1 protein-coding gene and 1 pseudogene are annotated in these 18,385 nt (G+C 74.5%); both read left to right on the top strand.

All coding sequences use genetic code 11. The features are described from left to right. The first annotated feature begins 32 nt into the window (after nucleotides 1–32). A complete protein-coding gene (locus ACFPQ9_RS18100) occupies nucleotides 33–15,107 on the top strand; it encodes a type I polyketide synthase (RefSeq protein ID WP_380853966.1) in 15,075 nt (5,024 codons plus the stop codon). A 76-nt stretch (nucleotides 15,108–15,183) separates the two neighbouring features. Next, nucleotides 15,184–18,330, top strand: a pseudogene (locus tag ACFPQ9_RS18095) (type I polyketide synthase); the annotation flags it as partial. Between the last annotated feature and the right edge of the window lie 55 nt (nucleotides 18,331–18,385).

Genomic DNA, 18,385 nt, shown 5'->3' with positions numbered 1-18,385 from the left:
ACCGGTCTCCCACCGAGGAAAGGGCATCGACCATGCCGGACGAAGCAAAGCTCGTCGAGTACCTCAGGTACGTCACCGCCGACCTGCACGAGACCCGGCGGCGTCTCGACGAGGCCGAGTCGGGACGCCACGAGCCGGTCGCCGTGGTCGGCATGGCCTGCCGCTTCCCCGGCGCGGTGCGCACACCGGAACAGCTGTGGGACCTGGTCGCCTCCGGCACCGACGCCATCACCGCGTTCCCCGCGGACCGCGGCTGGGACCTCCAGGGCCGCGGCGGCTTCCTGGACGACGCCGGCGGCTTCGACGCGGGCTTCTTCGGCATCAGCCCGCGCGAGGCCCTCGCCATGGACCCACAGCAGCGACTGCTCCTCGAGACCGGCTGGGAGGCGTTCGAACGGTCCGGCATCGACCCGCAGAGCCTGCGCGGCAGCCGGACCGGCGTCTTCGTCGGCACCAACGGCCAGGACTACGTCCGCCTCGTGCACACCGCGAAGGAGGACCTGTCCGGACACGCCGGCACCGGCCTCGCCGCCAGCGTGATCTCCGGCCGCGTCGCCTACGTCCTCGGCCTGGTCGGCCCCGCTGTCACCGTGGACACGGCGTGTTCGTCGGCGCTGGTGTCGCTGCATCTGGCGGCGCAGGCGCTGCGCAGCGGCGAGTGCTCCCTGGCCCTGGCCGGCGGCGTCACGGTCATGACCACCCCGGCCGCCTTCGCCGGCTTCGACGTCCAGGGCGGCCTCGCGTCCGACGGCCGCTGCAAGGCGTTCTCCGACGACGCCGACGGCACCACCTGGTCGGAGGGCATCGGCGTCGTCGTACTGGAGAAGCTGTCGGACGCGATACGCAACGGCCGCCACATCCTGGCCGTGGTGAAGGGCTCCGCGGTCAATCAGGACGGTGCGTCCAATGGGTTGACGGCGCCGAACGGTCCGTCGCAGCAGCGGGTGATCCGGCAGGCGCTGGCGTCGGCGGGGCTGAAGCCGGCCGAGGTGGACGCGGTGGAGGCGCATGGCACGGGAACCCGGCTCGGCGACCCCATCGAGGCGCAGGCGCTGCTCGCGACCTACGGCCAGGACCGTGAACGGCCGCTCCTGCTGGGCTCGGTGAAGTCGAACATCGGTCACACCCAGGCCGCGGCGGGCGCCGCCGGACTCATCAAGTCCGTCATGGCCCTGCGCCACCCGGCCCTCCCGCCCACCCTGCACATCACCCGCCCCTCCGGCCACGTCGACTGGACCGAGGGCGCCGTCGACCTCCTCACCTCCACCACCGACTGGGCCGACACCGGCCGCCCCCGCCGCATGGGCGTGTCCTCCTTCGGCATCAGCGGCACCAACGCCCACGTCATCGTCGAGCAGCACACCCCGGCCGCCCCCGCCGAGCCCGAGCCAGTCATCGTCCCTCCCGGCGTCGTCGCCTGGCCGGTGTCCGCCCGCACCGAGGCCGCACTGGACGAACAACTCGACCGAATCCGCGCCCAGGCGGAGCACCACCCGGCACTGGACGTCGGCTACTCACTCGCCACCGCCCGCTCGGTCTTCGAACACCGGGCCGTGCTGGTCGCCACCCCCGACGGACTCACCGAGGCCACGAGGGCGGTTGCCGAGCCCGGCCCGGTCGCCGTGCTGTTCTCCGGTCAGGGTGCGCAGCGGCTGGGGATGGGGCGGGAGTTGTACGGCCGTTTCCCGGTGTTCGCGCAGGCGCTCGATGAGGTGCTGGCGTTGCTGCCGTCGGGTGTGCGCGAGGCGATGTGGGGTGCGGACCCGGAGGCGTTGGGGCGTACGGGGGTGGCGCAGCCCGCGTTGTTCGCGGTGGAGGTTGCGCTGTATCGGCTGGTGGAGTCCCTGGGCATCACTCCCGACTACGTGGCCGGTCATTCGGTGGGTGAGATCACGGCCGCGCATGTTGCCGGGGTGTTGTCGCTGACGGATGCGTGTGTGGTGGTGTCGGCGCGGGCGCGCTTGATGGAGGCGTTGCCGGAGGGTGGCGCGATGGTCGCGGTGGAGGCGCCCGAGGAGGACGTGCTGCCGCATCTGGCCGACGATGTGGCCTTGGCCGCGGTGAACGGGCCGCGGTCCGTGGTGCTTTCGGGTACCGAGGATGGGGTCGAGCGGGTGTTGGCCGCGCTGGGGGAGTGTCGGCATACGCGGCTCTCCGTCAGTCATGCGTTCCACTCGCCCTTGATGGACCCGATGCTGGAGGACTTCCGTGCCGCCCTTGCCGGGGTGACTTTCGGTGAGCCCAGCCTGCGTCTTGTCTCCAATCTGTCGGGTGGGGACGGGCGTTCGGTCGAGCACTGGGTGCGGCACGTCCGGGAGACCGTGCGGTTCGCCGATGGTGTGCGGGCGCTCGGGGACGCGCGGCATTTCCTTGAGATCGGCCCGGACGCCGTCCTCACCCCCCTGGTCGAGAACGCCGTACCGCTGCTGCGGCGGGACCGTGACGAGGAGACGGCCGTCGTGACGGCCCTCGCCCGGCTCCACACCACCGGCGTCACCGTGGACTGGCCGGCGCTCTTCGCAGGCACCGGCGTCCGCGCGGTCGACCTGCCCACCTACCCCTTCCAGCACGAGCACTACTGGCCCGAGCCCGCCGACGCGACGGTCATGGCCCCGTCTTCCGGTGACGGTGACGGTGCCGACGCCGACTTCTGGGCCGCCGTGGAGCGCGAGGACCTGGCCGCGCTCGCCGCCCGTCTGGACATCGGCACCGAGGCCCTCGGCGGTGTCGTCCCCGCGCTGTCGGCCTGGCGCAGCAGACGGCGCGCCCGGTCGCTCGCCGACGCGCTGCGGTTCCGCGAGACCTGGCAGCCGCTGCCCATGGCACCCGCCGCCGGGCAGACCGGCACCTGGTTGGTCGTACGGCCCGCCGACGGGCCGGACACCGACGGCGCCTGGCTCGACGCCGTGACCGGCGCACTCGGCCCCGACACCGTGTCCCTCCGGGTCGGCAGGCGGCCCGCGCGCGGTGAACTCGCCGAGGAACTGTCCCGGCTCACCGCCGACGGCACCCGCTTCACCGGGGTGCTCTCCCTGCTCGCCGGCACCGACGCCACCCGCTGGACCAGCGTCCCTGTCGGACTCGTCGACACCGCCGTACTGCTCCAGGCCATCGACGACGCCGGGATCCGCACGCGGATCTGGGCCGTCACACGCGGCGCGGTCGCGGCCTCGCCCGACGACACGGTGCGGCCGCTCCAGGCGGCCTTGTGGGGGCTGGGGCGGGTTGCCGCTCTGGAGTACCCGGACCGCTGGGGTGGGTTGATCGACCTGCCCGGAGAGCCGGACGACGTCGCGCTGCGACGGTTCACGGCTCACCTGGCCGGCGGGGGCGAGGAGGACGAGGTCGCCGTGCGCGGTGCCGGTGTCTTCGGCCGCCGTCTCGTGCCGGCGCCGGGTGTGGAGGAGGCTCCGGGGTGGGAGCCGTCGGGCACGGTGTTGATCACGGGTGGTACGGGTGCGCTGGGCGGTCATGTGGCGCGGTGGGCCGCGCGGAACGGTGCGGAGCATCTGCTGCTGCTGAGCCGGCGTGGCCGACTGGCGCCCGGGGCCGAGGAGTTGGAGGCCGAGCTGATCGGGCTCGGCGCACGGGTGACCATCGCCGCCTGCGACACAGCCGTCCGCGCGGAGCTCTCGGCCGCGCTGGAGGTGATCCCGGCGGACGTGCCGCTGACCGCCGTCGTCCACGCCGCCGGTGTCCTCGACGACGCCGTGCTGAACGGGCTCACCCCGCAGCGCTTCGGCGCCGTGTTCCGCGCCAAGGTCAGTCCCGCCCTGCTGCTGGACGAACTCACCCGCGAGCATGACCTGTCGGCCTTCGTGCTGTTCTCGTCGGTGGCCGGTGCGGTCGGCAACCCGGGGCAGGGCAACTACGCGGCGGCCAACACGGTGCTGGACGCGCTCGCGCAGCGCCGTCGGGCCGAGGGCCTGCCCGCCACCTCCGTCGCCTGGGGAGCCTGGGACGGCGGAGGCATGGCCGCCGCGCTGACCGAGGCGCTGCGCGAAACCGGCACCACCGCCCTGGAACCCGGGCTCGCCCTCGGTGTGCTCGCCGAACTCGCCGTCGACGCCGCACCCGTGACCGTCGTCGCCGACCTCCAGCAGCAGGACACCCTGCGGATGCTGTTCAGCATCCGGCCGTGCGCCGCACTCAGCGCCCTGCCCACCGCGGCGGAGGCCCGCAGCGCGGCCCGCAGGCTCCGCGACGACACCCGCTCCGCCGCCTCCGTACTGCGCCGCACGGTGTACGCGGCCCCCGAGGACGAGCGTGTCCCGTTCCTCCTCGAACTGGTCCGCACCCACGCCGCGGGCGTCCTCGGGCACGCCGGACCGGAGGCCGTGGACGCCGAACGCGCCTTCCACGACATCGGCTTCGACTCGCTGACCTCGATGGAACTGCGCAACCAGCTCGCCCGCGCCACGGGCCTCGCCCTGCCCGCGAGCCTCCTCTTCGACTTCACCCGGCCCCGCACCCTCGCCGAGCACCTGGTCGCCGAACTCCTCGGCAGCCAGCACGAATCGGACGGCCCGCTGATCGCCGCCGAGCCCGCCGACACCACCGAGGACCCGGTCGTCGTGGTCGGCATGGCCTGCCGCTTCCCCGGCGGGGTGCAGACCCCCGAGCAGCTCTGGGACCTGGTCGCCTCCGGCGGTGACGCCATCACCGCGTTCCCCACCGACCGCGGCTGGGAGATCCAGGGTCAGGGCGGCTTCCTGCACGACGCCGCCGACTTCGACCCCGAGTTCTTCGGCATCAGCCCGCGCGAGGCGGTCGCCATGGACCCGCAGCAGCGCATCCTGCTGGAGACCGGCTGGGAGGCGTTCGAGCGGGCCGGCGTCGACCCGCAGAGCCTGCGCGGCAGCCGCACCGGTGTCTTCGTCGGCAGCAACGGCGTCGACTACCACCACCTCATCGCCCGTGCCAAGGACATGGAAGGCCGCGGCGTCATGCTGTCGGCCAGCGTGATCTCCGGCCGGCTCGCTTACGTCTTCGGCCTGGAGGGCCCGGCGGTCACGGTGGACACGGCGTGTTCGTCGGCGCTGGTGTCGCTGCATCTGGCGGCACAGGCGTTGCGCAGTGGCGAGTGCTCCCTGGCCCTGGCCGGTGGCGTCACGGTGATGACCACCTCCGCCGCCTTCATGGGCTTCCGGCACCACGGCGGCCTCGCCGAGGACGGCCGCTGCAAGGCCTTCGGCGACGGAGCCGACGGCACCGGCTGGTCCGAGGGCGTCGGCATGGTCGTACTCGAACGACTCTCGGACGCCGTGTGCCATGGGCATCCCGTCCTCGCCACCGTGCGCGGCTCGGCGATCAATCAGGACGGTGCGTCCAATGGGTTGACGGCGCCGAACGGTCCGTCGCAGCAGCGGGTGATCCGGCAGGCGCTGGCGTCGGCGGGGCTGAAGCCGGCCGAGGTGGACGCGGTGGAGGCGCATGGCACGGGAACCCGGCTCGGCGACCCCATCGAGGCGCAGGCGCTGCTCGCGACCTACGGCCAGGACCGTGAACGGCCCCTGCTGCTGGGCTCGGTGAAGTCGAACATCGGTCACACCCAGGCCGCGGCCGGAGCCGCCGGACTCATCAAGTCCGTCATGGCGCTGCGTCATGCCGTCGTCCCGCGGACCCTGCACGCCGACGTGCCTTCGACTCACGTCGACTGGTCCGTGGGAGCCGTCGAGATCGCCACCGCCAACACCGACTGGCCCGACACCGGCCGCCCGCGCCGTATGGGCGTGTCCTCGTTCGGCATCAGCGGCACCAACGCCCACGTCCTGCTGGAACAGGCCCCACAGGTCCAGGCCGAGGAGCAGGAGGCGGCCAACGTCACCCCGCGCGTGGTGCCGTGGCCCGTCACGGCCACCGGCGAGGCCGCGCTGAACGCCCAGCTCGACCGTATCCGCGCCCACGCGGAGGGGCGTCGGGCCCTGGACGTCGGCCACTCCCTGGCCGTCGGTCGCTCCGTCTTCCCCCACCGGGCCGTGCTGGTCGCCACCCCCGACGGACTCACCGAGGCCACGAGGGCGGTTGCCGAGCCCGGCCCGGTCGCCGTGCTGTTCTCCGGTCAGGGTGCGCAGCGGCTGGGGATGGGGCGGGAGTTGTACGGCCGTTTCCCGGTGTTCGCGCAGGCGCTTGATGAGGTGCTGGCGTTGCTGCCGTCGGGTGTGCGCGAGGCGATGTGGGGTGCGGACCCGGAGGCGTTGGGGCGTACGGGGGTGGCGCAGCCCGCGTTGTTCGCGGTCGAGGTGGCGCTGTATCGCCTGGTCGAGTCGTTGGGCGTGGTGCCCAAGTACGTCTGCGGTCATTCGGTGGGTGAGATCACGGCCGCGCATGTTGCCGGGGTGTTGTCGCTGACGGATGCGTGTGTGGTGGTGTCGGCGCGGGCGCGGTTGATGGAGGCGTTGCCGGAGGGTGGCGCGATGGTCGCGGTGGAGGCGGCCGAGGAGGACGTGCTGCCGCATCTGACGGATGGTGTGGCGTTGGCTGCGGTGAACGGGCCGCGGTCCGTGGTGCTTTCGGGTACCGAGGATGGGGTCGAGAGGGTGTTGGCGGTGTTGGGGGAGTGTCGGCATACGCGGCTCTCCGTCAGTCATGCGTTCCACTCGCCCTTGATGGACCCGATGCTGGAGGACTTCCGTGCCGCCCTTGCCGGGGTGACTTTCGGTGAGCCCAGCCTGCGTCTTGTCTCCAATCTGTCGGGTGGGGACGGGCGTTCGGTCGAGCACTGGGTGCGGCACGTCCGGGAGACCGTGCGGTTCGCCGATGGTGTGCGGGCGCTCGGGGACGCGCGGCATTTCCTTGAGATCGGCCCGGACGCCGTCCTCACCCCCCTGGTCGAGAACGCCGTACCGCTGCTGCGGCGGGACCGTGACGAGGAGACGGCCGTCGTGACCGCGCTGGCCCGGCTCCACACCACCGGCGTCACCGTGGACTGGCCCGCCTTCTTCGCCGGCACCGGCGCGCGCCGCGTCGATCTGCCCACGTACGCCTTCCAGCACGTCCGGTACTGGCCCGAGGCCGCCGAGGCGGCGCCGCAGGGCTCCGGCGCGGACGCCGAGTTCTGGGCCGCCGTGGAGCGCGCGGACATCACCGCACTGGCCGGGCGCCTCGACGTGGCCCCGGACGCACTGGACGCGATCGTCCCCGCGCTGTCCTCCTGGCGAAGCCGCAGCAGGGTGCGTACGACCGTCGACTCCTTGCGGCACCGCGAAACCTGGCAGCCGCTGACCGCCACGGCACCCGGCCGCCGCGAAGGCACCTGGCTCGCGGTCCTGCCCGCCGAGCCTGCCGCCGCGACCTGGGCCCGCGCCATCACCGACGCGCTCGGCCCGGACACCGCGCTGCTCGTCGCGGACACCGCCGACCGTGCCGAACTCGCCGAACGACTACGGCAGTTCGCGACAGGCGACGCCGCAGAAGGGCACGTCACTCGCGTCATCTCCCTGCTGGCCGCCGACACCGCCACGCTCTCCGGCGACGTCCCCGCCGGCCTGCCCGCGACGGCCCTGCTCCTCCAGGCCCTCGACGACGCCGGTCTCGACGCACCCGTGTGGTCGGTGACCAGTGGCGCCGTCGCCACCGCCGACGCCGGTGAAGGACCCGTCGACCCGTCGCAGGCCGCCTATTGGGGTCTGGGGCGGGTGGCCGCTCTGGAGTACCCGGACCGGTGGGGCGGCTTGATCGACCTGCCGGGGCTCTTGGACGACGCCGCCGTACGCCGGTTCACCGGCTTCCTCACCGCCCCCGGTGACGAGGACGAGGTCGCCGTGCGCGGCGCCCGTGTCCTCGGCCGCCGTCTCGTGCCGGCGCCGGGCGTGGACGAGGCTCGGGTGTGGAAGCCGTCGGGCACGGTGTTGATCACGGGTGGTACGGGGGCGCTGGGCGGTCAAGTGGCCCGGTGGGCGGCCGAGCACGGTGCCGAGCATCTGCTGCTGCTCAGCCGGCGTGGCCGACAGGCGCCCGGGGCCGAGGAGTTGGAGGCCGCGCTCGGGGTGCGCGTGACCATCGCCGCCTGCGACACGGCCGACCGGGCGGAGCTCTCGGCCGCGCTGGAGGCGATCCCGGCCGACGTGCCGCTGACCGCCGTCGTCCACGCCGCCGGTGTCCTCGACGACGCCGTACTGGACAGGCTGACGCCCGACAGGTTCACGGACGTCTTCCACGCGAAGGTCCAACCCGCGCTGCTGCTCGACGAGTTGACCCGTGAGTACGACCTGTCGGCCTTCGTGCTGTTCTCGTCGGTGGCCGGTGCGGTCGGCAACCCGGGACAGGGCAACTACGCGGCGGCCAACACGGTGCTGGACGCGCTCGCGCAGCGCCGTCGGGCCGAGGGCCTGCCCGCCACCTCCGTCGCCTGGGGAGCCTGGGACGGCGCGGGCATGGCCGCCAGGGTCCAGGATCCGGAGCGGACCTCCGAGGCCGCTGCCCTGCTCGACCCCGTCACGGCGCTCACCGCGCTCGCCGAACTCGTCGCCGAACCGCACCCCGTCACCGTGGTCGCCGGCCTCCGGCATCCCCCGTTCCTCCAGGCGCTGTTCAGCCTCCGCCCGTCGCCCGCCCTGGCCGCGCTGCCCGCCGGCCGGGAGGCGCTGCGCACGGCCCGTACCTCACGGTCCGCGGGTGAGCAGGCCCGGCGCGCGCTACGGGACCGGGTGCACGCGACGGCCCCCGGCGAGCGGCTGCCGCTGCTGCTCGACCTGGTGCGCACCCAAGCCGCCGCCGTGCTCGCGCACCCCGACCCCGCCGCGATCCATCCGGACAAGCCCTTCCAGGACCTCGGCTTCGACTCGCTGACCTCGATGGAACTGCGTACCCGGCTGGCCCGGGTCACCGGCCTGCCGCTGCCCGCCGGTCTGCTCTTCGACCACCCGCGGCCACGCGTCCTCGCCGAGCATCTCCTCGACACGCTGCGCGGCGAGCCGGGCACCGAGCCCGCGCCGGTACCGGCCGGTCGGGCCGCCTCCGACGAACCACTCGCGATCGTCGGCATGGCCTGCCGCTTCCCCGGCGACGTCCGGTCCCCGGAGGACCTGTGGGAGCTGGTCGCCGGCGGCCGGGACGCGATCGGCCCGTTCCCCACCGACCGGGGCTGGGACCTCGACGTCCTCACCGGGGCGGGCCGCGGGCACAGCGCCACCGCCGAGGGCGGATTCCTCGCCGACGTCGCCGACTTCGACCCGGAGTTCTTCGGCATCAGCCCGCGCGAGGCCCTGGCGATGGACCCGCAGCAGCGCGTCCTGCTGGAGACCACCTGGGAGGCCTTCGAGCGGGCCGGTATCGACCCGCACAGCCTGCGCGGCAGCCGCACCGGAGTCTTCGTGGGCACCAACGGACAGGACTACGCCGAGCTCGTCTCCCGTTCCGCCGAGAACATGGAGACCCACCTCGGCACCGGCCTCGCGGCGAGCGTCATCTCCGGCCGTATCGCCTACGTGTTCGGCCTGGAGGGGCCCGCGGCCACCGTCGACACCGCCTGCTCCTCCTCCCTGGTCTCCCTGCACCTGGCCGCCCAGGCGCTGCGCGGCGGAGAGTGCGAACTCGCTCTCGCGGGTGGCGTCACCGTGATGACCAGCTCCTCCAGCTTCTCCGGGTTCACCGCCATGGGCGGCCTGTCCGGGGACGGCCGCTGCAAGGCGTTCTCCGACACGGCCGACGGAACCGGCTGGTCCGAAGGCGTCGGAGTGCTCGTCGTGGAGCGGCTGTCCGACGCCGAACGGCACGGGCACCGGATCCTCGCCGTGGTCCGCGGATCCGCCGTCAACCAGGACGGCGCCTCCAACGGGCTCAGCGCCCCCAACGGGCCCTCCCAGCAGCGCGTCATCCGCCAGGCCCTCGGCGCCGCGGGGCTCACGCCCGCGGACATCGACGCCGTCGAGGCGCACGGCACCGGCACGGCGCTCGGCGACCCCATCGAGGCCGACGCCCTGATGGCGGTGTTCGGGACGGCCGAGCGCGACCGGCCCCTGCTGCTGGGTTCCGTGAAGTCCAACATCGGGCACACCCAGGCCGCCGCCGGGGTCGCCGGCGTCATCAAGACCGTCATGGCCCTGCGCCACGGCACCCTGCCGCCCACCCTGCATGTCGAGACACCGTCGTCGCACGTCGACTGGTCCGCGGGCCCGGTGACGCTGCTCGACCACGCCGTCCCGTGGCCGGTCACGGGACGGCCCCGCCGGGCAGGCGTGTCCTCCTTCGGCATCAGCGGCACCAACGCGCACGTCGTCCTCGAACAGGCCGCCGACCCCGTCCCGTCGGCATCCGACACCACGGTCGTGACGGCACGGACCGACCGGCCGCTGCCCTGGGTGATGTCCGCCCGCACCCCCGCCGCCCTGCGCGGCCAGGCCGCCGCGCTCGCCGACGCCCTCACCCACGACCCCACCGTGGACCTCGCGGACGTGGCCCAGGCCCTCACCACCGACCGGGCCGTCTTCGAGCACCGCGCGGTCGTCGTCGGCACCGGCCGCGAGGCCCTCCTCGCCGGACTGGACACGCTCGCCGCGGGCGACGCGGTGGCCGCCGGTGTCGCGCGCGGCACCGGCGACGGCGAGGGACGTACCGTGCTCGTCTTCCCCGGGCAGGGCGCCCAGTGGGCCGGCATGGGTGCCCGGCTGCTGGAGGAGTCCCCGGTGTTCGCCGCCCGCATCGCCGAATGCGCCGCCGCGCTCGCCGAGTTCACCGACTGGTCCCTCACCGATGTCCTGCGCGACTCCTCCGCGCTGGAGCGTGTGGACGTGGTGCAGCCCGCGACCTGGGCGGTCATGGTCGCGCTCGCCGCGGTCTGGGAGGCACACGGTGTCGTGCCGGACGCGGTCGTCGGACACTCCCAGGGCGAGATCGCCGCGGCCGTCGTCGCGGGAGCGCTGTCCCTGACCGACGGCGCCCGCGTGGTGGCCCTGCGCAGCCGGGCCATCGCACGCCGGCTCGCCGGACGCGGCGGCATGATCGCGGTCCCGCTGCCCGCCGCCGAAGTCGAACCCCTCATCGCCGCCTGGGACGGGCGGCTGTCCCTCGCCGCGGTCAACGCGCCCGACGCCGTCGTCGTCAGCGGCGACGCCGCCTCGCTCGACGACTTCTTCGGCCGGCTCACCGACGACGGCGTCCGCGTCCGACGCATCGCCGTCGACTACGCCTCCCACTCCGCCCATGTCGCGGACCTGCACGCCGACCTGCTCACCGACCTCGCGCCCCTCACGCCCCGCGTCCCCCGGATCCCGTTGCTGTCCACGGTCACCGGCGAACGTCTCGACACGGCCGCGATGGACGCCGAGTACTGGTACCGCAACCTGCGGCAGACCGTGCGGTTCGCGGACGCCGTCCACGCGCTGCTCGACCAGGGCTGCACACGGTTCGTCGAGTCCGGGCCGCACCCCGTGCTCACCGGCGCCGTCCAGGCCTGCGCCGAGGCCGCCGGCACCGACGCCGTCGCCGTCGGCACCCTGCGCCGCGGCGAGGACGGCACGGACCGTGTGCTCACCTCTTTCGCCGAGGCCTTCGTCCGAGGCGTGCCCGTGGACTGGGCGGCAGCGACCGGTTCCGGCCGTTCCGGGGCCGTCGATCTGCCCACGTACGCCTTCCAGCGGCAGCGGTACTGGCCCACCGCCGGGGCCGTGACCACCGACGTGTCGGGTGCCGGCCTGGAGGCGACCGGGCATCCGCTGCTCGGTGCCGCCGTCTCCGTCGCCGACTCCGGCGACCTGGTCCTCACCGGCACCCTGTCCCTGTCCACGCAGCCCTGGCTCGGACAACACCGCGTGTCCGGCGCCGTGTTCTTCCCCGGCACCGGATTCCTCGAACTCGCCGTCCGGGCCGGTGACGCCGCCGGCTGCGGCCGCGTCGACGAACTCACCATCGCCGCCCCGCTCGTCCTGCCCGCACGCGGAGCGGTCCAGGTGCAGGTCAGGGTCGACGCGGCCGACGAGGAGGGCCGGCGCGGCATCCGCTTCCACTCCCGGCCCGCCGTCGGCGACGCCCCCTGGCAACTGCACGCCACCGGCACCCTCTCCCGCGACCCCGCAGCCCCGGCCCCCCTCGACACCACCGAGTGGCCTCCCGCCGGCGCCACCGAGGTCGACGTCACCGACATCTACCGGCGCTACGCCCGCGCCGGCCTCGACTACGGACCCGCCTTCCAGGGACTGCGCGGTGTGTGGCGGCTCGACGACGACGCCTACGCCGAAGTCGTCCTGCCCGAACCGGCCGGCGCCACCCAGGGCCTGGGACTGCACCCGGCGCTCCTGGACGCCGTACTGCACGCCGGTGTCCACGCCGGCGAGGAGAACCCCGAGCGGATGCTGCCGTTCGGCTGGCAGGACGTCACCCTGCACGCCTCCGGCGCCACCGTGCTGCGCGCCCGCATCACCCGCACCGGACCCGACGCCCTCACCATCGCCGCCACGGACGTCGAGGGCGACCCGGTCGTCACCGTCGGCACGCTCACCCTGCGCGCGGGCACCGACCAACCCGCCGCCCCGGCCGACGACCCGCGCGACGCCCTGCTGCACCTCACATGGGAGCCCGCGCCTGCCGACCTGCCCGCACCCGCGGGCGCCCGCTGGGCCGTCGTCGGCGACGACGCCCACGGCCTCGGCCAGGCCATGGCGCTGGCGGGGGAGAGCGTGGTCGCCTACGCCGAGACGTTCGCCGCCGCCATCGGTGAGGACGGCGACAACGGCCCCGTCCCGCACGGCTTCCTCGTCTCCGTCACCGGCGGCGAAGACCCCGACGCCGTGCACGACACCATCGCCCGGACCCTGACGCTGCTCCAGGACTGGCTCGCCGACGAACGTCTCGACCGCTCCCGGCTCCTCCTCGTCACGCGCGGCGCGGTCGCCCCTGACGCAAGTGACGCGACCGACCCTGCCGCGGCCGCCGTCTGGGGCCTCGTGCGCTCCGCACAGTCGGAGAACCCGGGCCGCTTCGTCCTCGTCGACCTCGACCGGGCGGACACCTCCGCAGCGGCCCTGCCCGCCCTGCTCGTGGCCGAGGAGGAACAGTGGGCGGTCCGCGACGGCCGCCCGCGTGCGCCCAGGCTCGCCCGGGCCACCACGGAACAGCCGGCCGAGGGCACCGGCGGCATCGCCGACTGGAACCCGGACGGCACCGTCCTCATCACCGGCGGCACCGGCGGCCTGGGCGGCGAACTCGCCCGGCACCTCGTCACCCACCATGGTGTACGGCACCTGATGCTGGTGTCCCGGAGCGGCGAGGCCGCGCCCGGCGCCGACGCCCTGCGCGCCGAACTCACCGACGCCGACGCCTCGGTGACCGTCGCGGCCTGTGACGTCGCCGACGCCGACGCGGTCGACGCGCTGGTCGCCGCGGTGCCCGCGGCGCACCCGCTGACCGCCGTCGTGCACACAGCGGGCACCCTCGACGACGGCGTACTGCCCTCGCTCACCGCCGAGCGGGTGTCCGCCGTGCTGCGCCCGAAGGCCGACGGCGCCTGGCAACTGCACCGCGCCACCCGCACAGCGGACCTCGCCGCGTTCGTCCTGTACTCCTCGGTCTCCGGCGTCCTCGGCAGCCAGGCCCAGGCCGGCTACTCGGCCGCCAACGCCTACCTCGACGCCCTCGCCGTCCACCGCCGCGCCCAGGGGCTGCCCGCCACCTCGCTGTCCTGGGGCTTCTGGGCCCGGCGCACCGGCATGACAGCGCAGCTGACCGAGACCGACGTACAGCGCATGGAACGCTCCGGGACCCCGCCGCTCGGCCTCGACTTCGGGCTCGCCCTGTTCGACGCCGCGCTCACTCGCGACGAGGCCCACCTCGTGCCGCTGCGGGTCGACCGGACGCGGGCCGGGGGCGACGTACCGCCCCTGCTGCGCGGTTTGCTCGGCGGAGCCCGGCGCACCGCCGCCACCGCCACCCGGTCGTTCGCCACACTCCGCGACCGGCTCGCCCGGCTCGACGCCGCCGAGCAGCACAAGGCGCTGAGCGACCTCATCGTGGAGACCTCCGCCGTGCTGCTCGGCCGCCGCGAGGAAGGTCCCCTGGACCCGAACCGTGAATTCCTCACCCTGGGCTTCGACTCACTCATCGCCCTGGAACTGCGCAACCAGCTCGGCGAGGCCCTCGGGCTACGGGTGCCGACGTCCGCCGTCTTCGACCACCGCACCCCCGCCCGGCTCGCCGAGTGGCTCCAGGGCCAGGTGGCCGCCCTCGGCAACCGCGCGGCGGCCGGCCCCGGCACGCTCACCGCGAACACCCGCGAGAGCGCGCCCGACTCGGTGGTCAACCTGTTCTTCGACACCGTCAGGAACGGCAAGACCCTTGAGGCGATGCGGCTGCTGATGGCGGTCGCGGCGACCCGCCCGCAGGTGGAACTGACCGCCGAGGTACCGGAACTGCCGCAGCCCGTCGCCCTGGCCGAAGGACCCGCACGCCCCCGGCTGATCTGCGTCAGCGCGCCCGGCGCCACCGGCGGCGTGCACCAGTACGCCCGGATGGCCGCACCGTTCCGCGGCAACCGGCACGTCAGCGCGCTGCCCCTGCTCGGGTTCGCCGAGGGTGAGGCGCTGCCCGCCGACAGCGAGGCCGCGGTCCGGCTCATCGCCGAGAGTGCCCTGCTGGCCAGCGAGGGCGAGCCGTTCGTCCTCGTCGGCTACTCCATGGGCGGCACCTTCGCCTACCGTGCGGCGGGCGTACTGGAGGAGACCTGGGGCATCCGGCCCGAGGGCGTGATCATGCTCGACACGCTCAGCCTCGAGTACAAGGCGGGGGAGGGCGTCGACTGGGACCTCTTCCACGAGAACTACCTCGCCGACATGGACAAACCCGCGGTGAAGCTCGACAGCGCCCGGCTGTCCGCGATGGCCCAGTGGTTCCTGCGGATGACCACGGGCGGCGCCGAACGCTACAAGACGGGCGTACCCAGCCTGCTGATCCGCTGCACGGCCTCCATGCCCGCGGTCGACCGCGGCGACGAGGCCCCGCCCGTCCCCGCCCACACCACCCGCATGATCGACGCCACCCACCAGACCCTCATCGCCGAGCAGTCCCACGAGACCGCCCGGCTGATGGACGAGTGGCTGCGGACCCTGGAGAGCGGACCGGCAGGTCTAAGGAAAACCGAGACCGCCCCGACCTACCTTCCACAACAGTCTCGTTGAGTGCTGGAACCATCGGAGGCGGTGCGGCATGACCATCCTGTCCGGACTGGAGTTCTTCGACCTGCACGACCCGGTCGCCGCCGAGCCGGTCGCGGTCGTCGCCATGGCCTGCCGACTGCCCGGCGGAATCACCGACCCCGAGGAGCTGTGGGAACTGCTCCTCGCCGGCCGTGACGCCATCGGCCCGCTGCCCGCCGACCGGGGCTGGGACCCGGACACACTCGACGGGCCGGACGGGACCCCCGTGCCCCGGCGCGGCGGATTCCTCGACGGCGTCGCCGACTTCGACGCCGGCTTCTTCGGGCTCTCCCCCCGCGAGGCCATCGCCACCGACCCCCAGCAGCGGCTGCTGCTGGAGACCGCCTGGGAGGCCGTGGAGCGGGCCGGCATCGACCCGCTGTCGCTGCACGGCACCCGCACCGGCGTCTACGTCGGCGTCAGCGGCGAGGACTACGCCCTGGTCACCGCACGCGCCGCCGACGACCTGGCCGCTGGCACCGTCACCGGCACCACGCCCGGCGTCGCCTCCGGCCGCCTCGCCCACGTCCTCGGGCTGCGCGGCCCCGCGCTCACCCTCGACACCGCGTCCTCCTCCTCGCTGACCGCCCTTCACTGCGCGGTCCGCGCCCTGCGCGCCGGGGAGTGCACGCTCGCCCTGGCCGGCGGGGCCAACGTCCTGTCCACGCCGCGCAGCCTCGTCGGCTACGCCCGGCAGGGCGGCCTCGCCCCCGACGGCCGCTGCAAGCCCTTCTCCGCCGACGCCGACGGCACCGCCTGGGCCGAGGGCGCCGGCGTCCTCGTCCTGGAGCGCCTCTGCGACGCCCGGCTGAACGGCCACCCCGTGCTCGCCCTCGTCCGGGGCACCGCCGTCAACGCCGACGGCGCCACCGACCGGCTGACCGCGCCGAGCGGCGCCGCCCAGCGCGAGCTGATCGCCCTGGCCCTGCACGACGCCGGGCTCGGAACCGGCGACGTCGACGCCGTGGAGGCACACGGCACCGGAACCCGCGTCGGCGACCCCGTCGAGGCCGAGGCCCTCCTCGCCACCTACGGGCGTGCGCGCGAACACCCGCTGCTCATCGGCTCCGTGAAGGCCAACCTCGGCCACGCCCAGGCCGCCGCGGGCGTCGCCGGGCTCATCAAGACCGTGCTCGCGCTGCGGCACGGCCTCCTGCCCGCCACTCCGCACCTGTCCGAGCCGACCCCGGCCGTCGACTGGACCGCCGGGTCGGCGCGGCTGCTGCGCGAGGCCACCGACTGGCCCGCCACCGGAAGGCCGCGCCGCGCCGCCGTCTCCTCCTTCGGCATCGGCGGCAGCAACGCCCATGTCGTCCTCGAACAGGCACCGCCCGCACCCGTCCCGGCCGAACAGCCCGGCAACGGCCCGCACATCGTGCCCTGGGTCGTCTCCGCACGGTCCGCGAACGCCCTGGACGCCGCCGTCGCCCGGCTGCGCCGGCTGGACCCCGCCGACGACCGGGCCCGCGCCGACATCGCCCACTCGCTGGCCACCGGCCGGGCCACCGCGCTCCCGCACCGCACCGTCCTGCTGGCCTCCGCCGACGGCACACCCACCGCGGCCCGCTGCGTCGCCGAACCCGGCCTGTCCGCCGTGCTGTTCGCCGGACACGGCCGCCCGCACGCCGCACAGACCCGCGCCCTCGGCGCACGTTTCCCGGTGTTCGCGCGCGCCTTCGCCGCCGTACGCGAGGCGTTCGACGGTCTGTCGGCCGAACCGCTGCCCGACCTGGTGGGCGGCGACACCCCCGCACCCGACACACCGGACACCGTCGAACCCCTTCTGTTCGCCCACGAGATCGCCCTGTACCGGCTGCTGGAGTCCCTCGGCCGGACGCCCACCCACGTCGCCGGACACGGGCTCGGTGAAATAGCCGCCGCCCATGCCGGCGGCGCGCTGTCCCTCACCGACGCCTGCCGGGTCGTCGCCGCCCGGGTCCGGCTGGCAGGACGGCTCGCGCCCGCCGCCACCGTCGCCGTACGCGCCACCGAGGCCGAGGTGACACCGCTGCTCACGACCGGGGTCGCCCTCGCGGCCGTCGACGGCCCCGACCGGCTCGTGCTGTCCGGCGCGGCGCGCGAAGTCACCCGTATCACCGACGCCTTGGCGACCGAGGGGCGCGCCACCACCCCCCTCCCGGCCCCGCACGGACTGCACTCCCCCCTCGTGGCCGACGCACTCGAGGAGTTCCGCAGGGACCTGGCCGGCCTCGAACCGCACACCCCGCGCATCCCGGTCGTGTCCACCCTCACCGGCGCTCACGTCACCGGCACCGACCTGGCCTCGCCCGCCCACTGGAGCCGCCAGGTGAGCGCCACCGTACGGTTCGCCGACGCCGTCACCGCCCTGCGCGACGCGGGCGTGCACACCTTCCTCGAAGTCGGCACGGACGCCGGCCTCACCGCGGCCACCGTCGAACTGCTCGCGTGGAGCGGCGTGGTGACCGTCGCCGCCCAGCGCGTCGGCACCGATCCCGAGACCGCCCTGCTCACCGCGCTCGCCCGGCTCCACGTCACCGGCAGCGACGTGCACTGGCCGGCCCTGTTCGCCGGCACCGGCGCCCGCCGCACGGAACTGCCGACCTATCCCTTCCAACGCGAACGCCACTGGCCCGCCCCCACGGACCAGGCTCTGTCCATGCCGTCCTCCGTGGCGCGGCCCACCGGCGAACCCGACACACTGCGGGCCCTCACCGGACCGCGCCGGGTGCGGGCGCTGCTCTCGCTGGTGCGCACCGAGGCCGCCGCCGCCCTCGGGCACGCCGACCCCGGACGCGTCGAACCCCGCACCGCCCTGCGCTCCCTGGGCCTCGACTCCTACGCCGAGACCGAGCTGCGGGCGCGCCTGGGCAAGGCCACCGGACTCGACCTGCCGTCCACCCTGTTCTACGACCAGCCCACCCCGGCCGCGGTCGCCGCCCGGCTCGCCGAGCACCTCGACGACCAGCCGCAACCGCTGCCCGACTGGCCCGCCGGCTTCGAACAGGCCCTGCGCGACCTGCCCGACGGCCACCCCGAACGCCGCCGCGCCGTCCGTCGCCTCGAAGCCCTGCTGGCCGAACTGGGCCGTCGCGCCCCGAGGCCCGGACCGGGCGTCCGCCGCGCCACGGCGGACGCCGCCGACATCGCCGCCGCCCCTGTCGATCGGCTCCTGGACCTCATCGACCAGGAGTTCCCGAGCGACCAGGAGTTCCCGGTCCGCTGACCGGGGTTCCAGGGCGGCACCCCCACTTCCCGGAAAGCCAGCGACCTCAGCGGGC

Origin of the sequence: Streptomyces coerulescens, from assembly GCF_042657965.1 — a bacterium.
In the GTDB taxonomy this organism is placed as follows: domain Bacteria; phylum Actinomycetota; class Actinomycetes; order Streptomycetales; family Streptomycetaceae; genus Streptomyces; species Streptomyces coerulescens.
Note: the sequence above shows the minus strand (reverse complement) of the source record. Positions and strands in the feature narration are given on the sequence as shown.

What these genes read in the sequence shown, in the direction of transcription:
- ACFPQ9_RS18100 (WP_380853966.1), top strand. Translation starts at nt 33, where the DNA reads ATGCCGGACGAAGCAAAGCTCGTCGAGTACCTCAGGTACGTCACCGCC.